11 protein-coding genes are annotated in these 12,598 nt (G+C 33.1%); 1 reads left to right on the top strand and 10 read right to left on the bottom strand.

The genetic code is table 11. The features are described from left to right. Positions 1–98: 98 nt before the first annotated feature. From arcC to allC, 9 genes are read right to left on the bottom strand one after another with little or no spacing between them, the layout of a single operon-like run. Entirely contained in the window at positions 99–1,025 is a 927-nt protein-coding gene (gene arcC / locus KQI88_RS00345) for a carbamate kinase (RefSeq protein WP_216414382.1), read from the bottom strand. Positions 1,026–1,042: 17 nt separating this feature from the next. Beyond that, on the bottom strand, positions 1,043–2,260 hold the full coding sequence (locus tag KQI88_RS00340; protein ID WP_216414381.1) for a dicarboxylate/amino acid:cation symporter: 1,218 nt from the start codon (positions 2,258–2,260) through the stop codon (positions 1,043–1,045). A gap of 46 nt (positions 2,261–2,306) precedes the next feature. Next, on the bottom strand, positions 2,307–3,149 hold the full coding sequence (locus KQI88_RS00335; RefSeq protein ID WP_216414380.1) for a DUF2877 domain-containing protein: 843 nt from the start codon (positions 3,147–3,149) through the stop codon (positions 2,307–2,309). 21 nt (positions 3,150–3,170) lie between these two features. Next, positions 3,171–4,436 carry a YlbE family protein gene (locus KQI88_RS17925; RefSeq protein ID WP_246579067.1) on the bottom strand — a complete coding sequence of 422 codons (1,266 nt, stop codon included), beginning with the start codon at positions 4,434–4,436 and terminating at the stop codon, positions 3,171–3,173. Positions 4,437–4,452: 16 nt separating this feature from the next. After that, entirely contained in the window at positions 4,453–6,204 is a 1,752-nt protein-coding gene (fdrA, locus tag KQI88_RS17920) for an acyl-CoA synthetase FdrA (RefSeq protein ID WP_246579066.1), read from the bottom strand. Positions 6,205–6,218: 14 nt separating this feature from the next. Next, on the bottom strand, positions 6,219–7,271 hold the full coding sequence (gene allD, locus KQI88_RS00325; RefSeq protein WP_216414379.1) for an ureidoglycolate dehydrogenase: 1,053 nt from the start codon (positions 7,269–7,271) through the stop codon (positions 6,219–6,221). A gap of 33 nt (positions 7,272–7,304) precedes the next feature. Continuing rightward, entirely contained in the window at positions 7,305–8,096 is a 792-nt protein-coding gene (gene allE, locus KQI88_RS00320; RefSeq protein WP_216414378.1) for a (S)-ureidoglycine aminohydrolase, read from the bottom strand. A 34-nt stretch (positions 8,097–8,130) separates the two neighbouring features. Beyond that, positions 8,131–9,372 (bottom strand): MFS transporter, encoded by a 1,242-nt coding sequence (locus KQI88_RS00315; protein ID WP_216414377.1) that lies wholly within the window; start codon positions 9,370–9,372, stop codon positions 8,131–8,133. 17 nt (positions 9,373–9,389) lie between these two features. Beyond that, on the bottom strand, positions 9,390–10,616 hold the full coding sequence (gene allC / locus KQI88_RS00310; protein ID WP_216414376.1) for an allantoate deiminase: 1,227 nt from the start codon (positions 10,614–10,616) through the stop codon (positions 9,390–9,392). 189 nt (positions 10,617–10,805) lie between these two features. Here allC and KQI88_RS00305 point away from each other — a divergent pair, with 189 nt between their 5' ends. After that, positions 10,806–11,675, top strand: a complete 870-nt coding sequence (locus tag KQI88_RS00305; protein WP_216414375.1) for an alpha/beta hydrolase — start codon at positions 10,806–10,808, stop codon at positions 11,673–11,675. Positions 11,676–11,844: 169 nt separating this feature from the next. Here the strand turns inward: KQI88_RS00305 and KQI88_RS00300 are convergent, their stop codons facing one another. Continuing rightward, positions 11,845–12,189: a hypothetical protein gene (locus KQI88_RS00300; RefSeq protein WP_216414374.1), complete on the bottom strand. Its 345-nt coding sequence runs from the start codon at positions 12,187–12,189 to the stop codon at positions 11,845–11,847. Positions 12,190–12,598: the final 409 nt, after the last annotated feature.

Genomic DNA, 12,598 nt, shown 5'->3' with positions numbered 1-12,598 from the left:
CAATTATTAGCAATAATTAGTCACATAAAAAGGTAGATTATCATCTATTGAAAATCTACCTTTTAAATAATATACTTTTAAATTGTTATATTTTAAAACTACATATGAATTCTAGTTCCAGTTTCTCCGTTTATGCCTTCCTTAGCCTTCTCTAATTGGGTAATAAGTGCGGCTCTTCCCTCTTTAGAGCCTGCAAAATCTAGAGCAGCTTCAATCTTAGGTAGCATAGACCCTGGTGCAAAATGACCTTCTTCTATATATCCTTTAGCTTCCTCAATGCTTAAGTAAGATAACCATTTTTCATTTTCTTTGCCAAAATTTATTGCTACTTTCTCTACAGCAGTTAGAATTATTAAAAAGTCTGCATCTAATTCTTTTGCCAATAAACAACTTACAAAATCCTTATCAATTACTGCATCAACACCAATTAAGCTATTTCCTTCTTGTATAACTGGTATACCACCTCCGCCACAACAAATCACCAATTGTCCTCTTTCAACTAGAGCATTAATTGAATCGATTTCAACTATTTTTTTAGGTGATGGTGATGGAACAACTCTTCTATATCCTCTGCCAGAGTCCTCTACTATATCATATCCATGTTCTTTTTTTGCTAGATTTGCCTCTTCAAGGGACATAAATCTTCCAATTGGTTTTGTTGGATTTTCAAAGGATTTATCCTCTTTGTCAACTACAACCTGTGTCATTACTGTAGCTACTGGCATATCTTTTATTCCTCTATTTAATAATTCATCCCTAAGAGCATTTTCCAAATCAAGACCTATATAAGTCTGACTCATTGCTCCACTAACATATAATGGTATTGATGAGATACTAGACATAGCACTGTGTATCATTCCCACTTGTGGACCATTTCCATGGGCAATTACCACATCACAACCTTCTTCTATTAAATCAACTATGGCAATTGCTGTTGTTTTAACAGCTATTTTTTGCTCCTCCAGATTATTTCCTAAGGCATTGCCACCTAAGGCTATTACTATTCTCTTTTTCTTATTCATCATATCTCCTCCAGGTTTGCCTAATCGCTATTTAGTATATCATAATTTAATTCTTTCGTATCCTTTGCAATAAGCATTGAAATCAAAGCATCAGTGTCAACATTTAATACTGTCCTAAACATTCCTGAAAACCAATCTATACCAGACATAAGAACAATACCCTCTAGTGGTAATCCTATACTTGGCATTACAATAGCTAATGCCACTAATCCTCCGCCAGGAACCACCACTGTTCCTAAACAAGCTAATGTAGATAATGTTATGATTTTAATAATGGATAGGATGTCTATTTCTATTTTATATATTTGTGCTACCGTAATGCATGCTAATGCTAAAAACATAGATAGTCCATTACTATTTAGTGTCATGGCCAAAGGATTTACAAGATTTGAAATCCTACTACTTACACCTAGTTTTGTTTCACTGTCCTTCATTTTTATTGGTAATGTTACAGCTGAAGAGGTGGTGGTAAATGCCATAACTGTCATATTTGTAAGCTTTCTTGCTATACGTATAGGACTTGCCTTACAATATATTGCAGTTAATATAACACTTATAAAAAGGTGGATAATGGTACCAATTCCGAATATAATTAAGAATTTCATCAATGGGAGTATTACACCAATACCCATTGTTCCTGTTGTATATGCTAAAAGTGCACCAATCCCTATAGGTGCAATCACCATAATTTTACTGATCATATTTATGATAACTACATTTAAATCTTTTACCCAATCAAGAATCATATTTGACATCTTCTTCTCTCTAAGGGTGCTTAGAGTTGCACCAAATAATATAGCAAATACTATTACTTGAATCATATTTCCACTTGCCATGGAATCAATTATATTTGTGGGAAAAAAGTCCACTATTATTTGACTAAGTTCTTGTATAGGCTGCTCTACTACTGATTCACTGGCCTCAAACAGTACGCCAGCCCCAGGTTTTAAAAGTAAACCTAATCCTATTCCTATAGTAGCTGCTATAATAGTGAAAAACATGAACCAAAATATCATCTTTATTCCAAGTTTTCCTAGGTCCTTTGTATCTAAATTTCCTACTGCTTCTATAACTGCACCCATTATTAGAATGACCACTGACATTTGAATCAATCTTAAGAAAATATCCCCTATGATTTTAAGACTTCTTGCATTCTCTCCAAGTAACATTCCAGCTATTATCCCAATAACCATTGAAATTAGAATTTGTTTTATTGTTGAAAGTTTTTTTCTTTTCATTAGAATCTCCATCTTAAATTCCGACTTATATTTTTTATATGAATATTTATATATGATATCTTAGTGCATAATTTATTCCTGTTAAAATTCCTGCTAAAATATCTGATCCTGAGGTATTCCCAAATTCCAATAATTCATCTATAAATTTTTTAATTGCTTTAGAATCACCTATACTAATAGCGTCCTGAAGATATATTAATGTACTTGAATACATTTTACAAAGAGCACATTGAAAGTAGTTGTTACTAATATCAGTTGTATATTCACCAATATTAATTAAATTTTTTAATATTTCTATAAATTCAATTCCTAGGATGGGAACCATCTCATTTATATATAATATTCCTTGTAAGAAGTCATCTCCAGAAGGGGTCAATCCAATTCCTCTTCCAATCCATTTCTTCAATATATTCTCAATCTCAATGGGATTTAAGCACCTAAATTTCAAACACAAATCTTTTACAAAGTCATCCTCTATACTTGATAAATATCCAATTGTCTTCCCAAATCCTGTAACTATGTCACTATCCACAATCTCTATAATTTTTTCCAAATTATTAAGAGTAATCATATTTAAATTGCCAGAAAGTCTATTGTCTATCACATCAATATTGCTTAAATCAATAATAATTTCACTTGATTCAAATCTATTAAGTTTTTCATTCCAATATAAGTGATCAATGCCAATATCAGTGAAATCATTATCCCCATCACTTTTTAGCGACACTCCAATAGGTGGAATATTAGTATTTCCCATACCAATAAAGCCAAGTTTACCACATATCTCTATATTTATTCCATTTTTAAATTTGCTATGAATCCTATAGAAACCAGGAGATAGTAATTCAAGTATTTGTTTTGATGCCTTTTTTCCTTCCAATACCTTCATTACAATCTCCTCTTTCCTATTTTATTCTTTAAATCCTAATTTTTTTGCATAGGCTACAATAGCCTTTTCAAAGCAAGCGATTGGTGGATTTACTGTACCTGCCCCTATCTGACCAAAACCTGCTATTTTATGTGCAATACCTGTATTTATTACAGGAGTGATACCCTTTTCAACTACTTTTCTAGCATCTATTCCAAGACAAATTCCTTTAAAGTTCCATGTAGGAATTATAAAGTTTGGATTGTAACCAATACATATCTCTGACATTTCGTTGCTTATTCTATTAGCATCATCAAAGCCACCAGTTCCCACAAACCTAGTAACAGCTGGTGCTGCTATCATTGCCATTCCACCTACTCCAAATGTCTCTGTTATGGCGCTGTCCCCCATATCAGGACTTGCATCTTCACTATCATATCCTGTAAAGTATAATCCTTGTGGAGTATTTACTGGCGCAATAAACCACTCATCACCCATACCACTTATTCGTATTCCAAAGTTTTCTCCATTCCTACACATTGCTGTAACTACAGTACCTTCTTCTATCATTCTTGCCCCATCCATAATTGCCTTTGAACAAGTCATCATAATATTTAAGAAAAATTGGTCTGTATCAGCTAAAAATTGAATTACCTCTTGTTTTTCTGTGTCATTAATATCCAGCCTTGTAATTACTGGGCTTATTTCTTTTAAAAATACTAGTGATGCAGCTATATTTCTTTGATGGAATTCATCTCCCATAGCTATTGATTTTGCAATAATTGGATTTGCACTTAATCCACCTTCAAAGGTACGTAGTGCTTTTCCAAGCACAGGTCCAAGTACATCACGCATCCAGTTTAATCGATTTACTACCTCTTCAGAATATGCTCCAAATCTTAGCACCTTACCGATTCCCTCGTTTAGTGAGCAATATGCATAATTCCCGTCCGTTGTATTTTTTACTACAAACACAGGCATATGTGCAGAAGTTATACCACCCATTGGTCCTACTGCATTTACATGATGGCATGGAATAAAGTCCACTCCTCCAGATGATAATAATTCACGAGCCTCATCCTCATCCTTAGCCCATCCTTCAAATAGGACTGCACCTATACAAGAACCCTGCATAGGGCTTGTCATATTCTCCCACAGAATAGGGGGTCCTGCATGTAATAAAACCTTCTTATTTTCCAGTTCCTTAATTACAGTATGTGCTGGTACAACGTCTAAGATTACGGGTACAGCAGCTACAATTTTTTGGATAACCGCCTGGTTTGCTTCATCTATTGTTTTATAGTTCATAGTAATTCTCCCTTTCTTATAATCCATAGCTTCTAAGAAATTGTAATACCTTAATTAATTTAACATCGCCACCAGCAGGTGGTGCCCAATTGTATTGAACAACTTCGCACTTAAAGTCCTCTAAGATTTCAGAAAAACTCTTTAATCCGATATTTATAACTCTAGGCTTATGCGCAATCAATTCCTTCAATTTCTCAGATACCTCTGGATTATTGTCTTTTTTAACTTTCCTTGGCAGTATTTCCTTACTTAATTCTTGGTACTTATATCCAATAAGATGCATTGCCATTTCTACAGCAGCTTTGTTGCTATCACATACTATAACACCTAAATCTTCCATTTGTTTCTTCTGATAATCATAGTTTTGAATATCTTTCTTCGTACCGCATATAGTAGTTACAAAATAAAGTTTTCGGTTTTCTTCTTCAGCTTTTTTCTGTAATAATTTAATACCATCAGATAGTTCATTAGCCATATCAATATGTGAGCCATATCCTAGAACTATATCAAATAAAATAACACCTGTGGATTTATCATTTGCAGCCTTTTTCATGTATTCAACTCTTGTAGTAGCATCAATCATAGGGTGAGGCTTACCTTGGGTATAAATATCATCCCCTAGGTCGATTACTTCATGTCCGGCAATATCTAAAATATAGCCTTCTCTCTTTTCAAAACTTGAGGATAATTTCAATGTATCTTTAATCAATACAGCTGCCTCATTTGCAAGGGTTCCTCCTGAATAAAATGCCTTAATAGTCATTTCTTCAGTCTTGTTAAATCCACCGTCTTGATTAACTACATAATCTTCTAGCTCTATTGCTTCATTTCTTAGAAGTTTTACAGCTATTCTTGCTGCCTCATCTAGGGTATATGCATGATAGAAGCCTTTTTCATGAGTTTCAGGTTTCTCTCCTAAAAATAGTGTAATTACAGGTTTTTCAACACTTTCTAGTCTTTTTACTATTTTATCTCTGACTTGTTTCGCTGGTGGTTTTGATACTATTATCATAACCTCCACATTTGGATCCTGCTCCAGTACATTGATAGCATCAAGCATTGTAATCCCACCGACTGTAGTAGATAAATCTCTTCCTCCAGTTCCAATTGCATTTGTTACTCCTTCACCAAGTCGATCTATAATTGTAGTTAATTCTTGAATACCTGTACCTGATGCACCAACTATTCCAATCTTTCCCTTCTCAACATAATTGGCAAATGCAATTGGAATACCTTGGATTATACCTGTACCGCAATCTGGTCCCATCACCATTAGTCCTTTTTCATGTGCCTTTTTCTTTAAACGAACTTCATCTTCTAATGACACATTATCACTAAACATAAATACATTTAAGTTTTCATCTAAAGCTCTATCAGCCTCCATTGCAGCATAAGCTCCTGGAATAGATATGACAGCTAGATTTGCTTGAGGTAATATATCTAACGCTTGTTCCCAAGACTTTGCTGATTTATCTTCTGCTCCCCCAGATTTTGAAGACTGTTTATTTAAAAATTCATCTGTTTCTTTTTGTAATATTTCCTCAATATTTTCTAAATCAGAATCTACGACTACTACCATATCATTAGAGCTTGCTTCCATTAATTCAGCAGTTTCCATTCCCCCTGCCTTAAAAATATCTTTATTGGCAGGTGTACCCATCATTATAGATACCTTATTTACTCCCTCTATGGAAGATATTTTACTTGTAAGTAGCATTAAAACTACTGAATCCTGATAACTTCCTTTTTTTATAAAGGTTCTTAACATGTCTAAACCACTTCCTATTCAGCAAATTTATTTTTATGGTCGTATCTGTCATAGTGAATATCATCACTAATTAAATACTCATAGATATCATCTACTATTTCTATTCCACCTGCATCTTCATATTTTTTCTTTCTTAATAAGCCAAGTTCACCAGGATAATAAACCTTATCAACTCCTGGGGCAGGTTTGCTTTCACTAAGTTCATTTAAAACTGTAGACATATTTCGTTTGAATATATCTATATCTACAAATCTTGATGGATCAATTACAATATGCAGCTGTCCAAGATCTCTTCCTTTTGATAAATCCTCATACATTGAGGATACATGTTTACCAAATGGCAATCCTAGCATTACACCGGATAAAATATCCACCATCATCATTAATCCATATCCTTTTGGACCTGAAATTGGAACCAATGCATTTACCTTACTTGGATCTGTAGTTGGATTTCCTTTTTCGTCAACTGCCCATGTATCTGGAATCGGTTCTTTTTTAGAACGAGCATGTAGGACTTTACCCCAAGCTTGCACAGTAGTTGCCATATCAAATACAACTCTTCTTTCATCTGAAGTTGGTACAGAAAAGGCGATTGGATTTGTTCCATAATAGGGCTCACTGCCGCCATATGGTACAACCATTGGATCTGATTGACATACTGATATTGCTACCAGGTCATTCATAGCTGCCTTTTCTACATAGTAGCCTAGGCTTCCGCTATGGGAGATATTTTTAATTCCTACAACGGCAATACCTGATTCCTTAGCCATCTTAATAGCTTCATCCATAGCATTAGAAGCTGCCACGAAACCATTTCCATTGTCTCCATAGTAAACGCCACTTGATGGTCCAGTCTTTTCAAATCTAAAGTTTGGATTTGTATTAATTCCACCCTTTGCAATTCTTTCGGAATAATATTCTACACGAACAGCACCATGGGAATGAATTCCCCTGGCGTCTGCCCATGTTAAAATTTCAGCTGCTTTTTCTGAATGTTCTTCAGATAGCCCTGCCTTTATAAATTTATTTTTCATTAAATCCTTTAATTTATTTTCATTAACTTTCATTATTTTGGCCTCCTTTTAGCCTCCTAAGGGCGTCTACAGTTTAGCATCCCTATTACAGTCTTTGGAATAAATATAGGCAAAGTTTTCATCTCTTCCTATGCCATATGCTGCCTGTAGACAGTATGCACTCATAAATATATAATCTCCTTTTTCCACTGGTACCCAATCATTGTCAAGGTTATACATTCCTTGTCCAGAGAAAATATAAGCGCCGTGCTCTTGGAAGTGGGTTTCTATATATCCATGACTTGCTCCAGGTTTAAATGATAAAATGTGGAAGTTCATATCAAATCCAAAGTTATTTGCAGCAGGCAAAAAGTCTTTTATTATTACATCTGTCATACCTTCATATGGTATTTCTTCTAGATCATTACTATTTCCAATTACTGTATGAGCTTCATAACCTTCGATCCTATCATAAAGTCTCTTATATAAAAATCCTTTTGCTGGGGTATCACCTATATTTTCAAAATATAATTTCTTTCCAGCAGGACTGAAGATATATCCACCATCAGTTAATTTTTCAGACTTATCATCATTCCATACTTTTACATTTCCTTCAAATATATAGAAGAAAACCTCTATGCCTTCTCCTCCAAAGCCTAAATGATTTTTTCCATCTTCTTTAATAGTCAATAAATAATCTACAAAACTTGCACCAATTTTAGGTGAAGATAGAATTGTAACATCACAATTTTCAAATCCTACAATTGCATTTTTAACAATTCCATCAGGTTCAATTAATGCATAATTATCCTTTTTTACAATTGATCGATTTGCTAATATACCTTCTCTATATCCTACTACTCCATTTTTATAACTCAATTTAACATCCTCCTCAGACAATATTTTTAATGAACTAAGCTACTTGTTCCTTATGTTTTTTAGCATTTACAAATATAAATACAGTTGTACCTATAAGCAATAATCCTGCTCCAATATAAAAACCTAACTCACCTGAGCCTGTTTTATCTATTATATAACCTGTAAAAGCAGGTGCTATTATAGATGATGACATTCCGAAGAAATTGAACATACCTAATTTTGTAGCAAGATCTTTCTTACTTGCATTATCAGATATAAAAGAAATTAAAACTGGATCAACTGCCATTTTTCCTAAAAATCCATATAATAGTAGGATAATAGCTAGAAATGTTGCATTTGGTGCCTTCATAGACAATGCGATTAGGACAAAGGCAGCTATTTCTAACCCACTGATTATTATAGACTTTTTATCTCTTTTTTTATCTGACATATGTGCAAAGTACAGTGCTCCTGGAACTGCTGTTACTGAAATCATAGATACTATTAGACCTATCATTCCACCTGAAATCCCTCTTTCGGATTCTAGGAATTTTGGTAACCATGTTACTATTAGGTAATATGTGTAACAAGTTGTAAAGTATAAAAGATAGCAAGAAATCATCCTTAAACTGAATAGTGAACCTTTTTTAATATCTTCATTTACTAATTCCACTTCGTCAACCTTAGCTTTTCTAACTACAGATGTATTTTTAATAGCTACAGCGAACCATATGATTAGTAAAACTATCAAAGAAGCTGAGATTATAACCATGGTTTGCCAAGGTAGTTGTAAAGTTTTTACTACATAACTTGAACCTGTCATACCAATAATCATACCCAATGCTGATCCACTATTTACGATCGCTGTTGATAAACCTTTTTTCTCTGCTGGAACGTGTTGTGCAGTTAGAGAAAATGCTGCTCCATAATAAGTACCACAACCTACCCCTGCAAATACACTACCAACATAAATCATCATTAGATTTGTCGCTTGAGAAATAGAAAATGCACCTAATGCAAATAGAATAAATCCTGGAATCAACACCTTTTTTTGACCAAATCGATCGACTAGGAAACCTGAAGGAATCTGCATAGATGTATATCCGAAGAAATAACAGCTTGCGATTAGACCCATGGCTGCATTCGTCTGAGTTCCTATAGTACCTTGAATTTCTGAATAAATTGGTGATAACATAGCCCTATAGATCCAAATAACAACCCAACCCAAACAGAATGTAAAAACAATAGTCTTCCAATAATTCTTTGGCAATACATTAACATCTTTATTATCTTGCATGATAATATCCCCCTTATTTAGTATGCTAATTTGTAAATTGCTGCTGCCAATGCTTCTATGCCTTGCTTTAAGTCTTCAAGTTCTGTGAACTCTTTTGGATTATGACTGATTCCCTTAACACTTGGAACAAATATCATACCTGTCTTAATATGTGGTGCAATAATCTGTGAGTCATGTCCAGCACCACTATGCATTAATTTATAATTTAAACCTTTCGCCTTGCATGCTTCTTCAATCATACTAATAACGTTTTTATCCATTGGAACAGGTTCCTCATCCATCCACCTATCAATTTCAATTTCAACGTTTGCATCCTTAGCTATACGTTTCATATCTTCTTCAATTTCTGTAGTAAATTCTTTTAAGAAGCTACCGTCTGTATGTCTACAATCCATAGTAAACTCTGCAAAACCTGGCACTACGTTTACAGTGTTCGGTTTAACATTAATTTTTCCGAAGGTTAATACAAGTGGATTTCCTTTTTCTTTAGCTTTATTAATTGATTCTGTTACAATATTTGCAAATACTTGAATTACATCCTTACGGTATTCCATAAGAGTAGTACCTGCATGATTTGCTTCACCTTTTAATGTAATATTGTATCTTCTTTGCCCAACGATATCTGTAATGATACCTACAGACTTTTCTTCCATCTCTAAAGCATTCCCTTGTTCAATATGAAGCTCTACAAAAGCCTTTACATGAGATAAAGATGATTTGTTATCAGACTTAAAGTCAAATCCGTGTTTATGCATAGCATCAACAAATTTAATACCATCTTGATCAGTTATATTAAGGACATCTTCTTTATTAGCTAAGCCTAATAGGTTTTTACTTCCCCAAAATACATATGGGAATCTACTTCCTTCCTCTTCTGCCATAGAAATGATTTCAATATTTTTTTTAGGTTGTCCATATGTTTCAAGAAGATGTTTCACTGCTAAAAATCCTCCGAATATACCTAGCTGTCCGTCTAATTTACCACCATTAACAACAGTATCGATATGGGAACCTGTAGCAATGGTTTCCTCTGAATTTTCTGAACCTGATAAATGTCCAATAAGGTTTCCAATCTCATCAAAATTTGCTTTCATACCGATACTTTCAAATTTCTCTTTTAGTCCATTTTGCACATCCATCCATTCCTGGGAATATAAAAGTCTAGTTATTCCTCCTGTTTCAAGTAAGCCATAGGAAGATATCCAATTCATAATCTCACTGATTTCATTTGTACTTATATTCATATTCTCCATCCTTTCAGTTTAAATAAAACTCTATATAAGGCTTGTTTTCATAGTATATAATTCAGCTAACATTAGCTATGTCTATATTGAATAATAATTATTCTGATTTTTGTCAATATTGTACAATGATAAAATAAATTTTTTTTATATACTTGAAATATACAAAATATATAATAGGGTGGTAGATTAATGATAAATTGTATTTTTAATGAAATTGATATTGAAATAAACAATTATCTATATAGGGAAAATTTATATGCCTCCCTTTATAGGCAAAAACAAAAAAAGCCTAAGGCTGTAATTTTATATTTCCATGGTGGAGGTTTATTATTTGGAAATAGAAATGATTTACCACAAACTCATATTAAGAAACTTTGTGAGAATAACTATGCAATTATTTCTTTCGATTATAGATTAGCACCTGAGTTTAAAATACCCGATATACTATCAGACGTTATATCCAGCATTAACTGGTATCTTGACAATAGGCATGATATTTTTAATTCTGATATCCCCTATTGTCTATGGGGTAGATCCGCTGGTGCCTATCTTTGCTTATTAGCTGGAAAGGAGAAATACGTGGAAAATCCCTTTGGGATCTTATCCTATTATGGATATGGTCTTTTAGAAAATTTCTGGGCAACTGAACCTAATCCCTATTACAACAAACTTCCTAAATTAGACCATAATTCAGTAAGTAATATGTTATCTGAAAAGGATAAGTCTGCAGATACCCGTTATTCTCTTTATGTGTATGCTCGACAAAGTGGTAATTGGTTATCACTAATCTATGATGAACCGATAAAATATTTATTATTAAAATACTCCCTAAGGGGACTTGATGATCCAAATAAATACCCGCCTTTATTTCTGACCCATGGCTTCTACGACTCTGATGTACCAGTTGATGAATCTAAATCCTTGAATAGGTTAATTCCTAATTCAGAGTTATTTCTTGTATCTTCTGATATACATGACTTTGATAGAATAGAAAAAAGCTCTAGTACAAATGAATTATTAGAAAAAAGTATAAATTTTCTAGATAAACTATTGGATTAGAGCCCTTGGATATTTAAAATTTATGAAACTGCCTAAACTATAAAGAAAAAATAGCTTATATGTAAGTATAAGCTATTTTTTCTTTATTATTTTAGTTAAAACAATAATATCATTTCCGGTATATTTGCTATATGCTTCATATCTTCCTTCACTATATACATATTTTCTTTTATCGAATAGCCTTTAGATCCTCTATTTCGTAAGAGTGTTTTATTGTTGCAACCTTAACAAGACTTAAATCAGTTTTTAATTCTTTTGTATCTCCTTTTATAATCGCAGTATCTCTTTTTAAAACTAAAGCATCTTCTTTTAAAACTGTAACATCTTCCCTTAATCTTACTACTTCGTCAGTTATGCTTCCTAGCATTTTAGTATGATTCTGTTGAGTTACTTTCATTTCTTGTATATCCAGCTTCATTTCTTGAATCTCTGATTTCATTTCTTGTAGTTCTGTTTTTACCCCTTGCATGTCCGATTGCATAGCTCTTAGTAACTCTAATATCTCTTTATCCATGGTATCTCCACCTCGAAATTATTATATCATCTAAATTGATATTTACGCTTAAGTAAAATCTACTAAAAGTGATATGCGCATCCTGCTTTTCCGATTAGCTTATATTAATGATACCATATTTATTAATTCTATTCTAATAATATTGTTAAAAATAGTCTATTTAGATATTTGTACCTTCTGAATATCCTTATCTAATCATAACCAAGTCTTTCCTACGATACACACTCAGCAATAGCCCCATTAAAGCCATATTTCTAACAAAATTAGTTCCACTATAAGAAATATTAGGTTAACATAACATACTGAGTTTTTCACTTGTAACTTTTAACTATAAAATTAACTAGCACAACGAGTTAACTTAATCTTGATGTATTCAAATTTACAAGATATGATAATTAGTATAGCCTAA

This window comes from Alkaliphilus flagellatus (assembly GCF_018919215.1).
Taxonomy (GTDB): domain Bacteria; phylum Bacillota; class Clostridia; order Peptostreptococcales; family Natronincolaceae; genus Alkaliphilus_B; species Alkaliphilus_B flagellatus.
The sequence above is the reverse complement of the archived record's forward strand: the minus strand, read 5'-3'. Positions and strand labels throughout refer to the sequence as shown.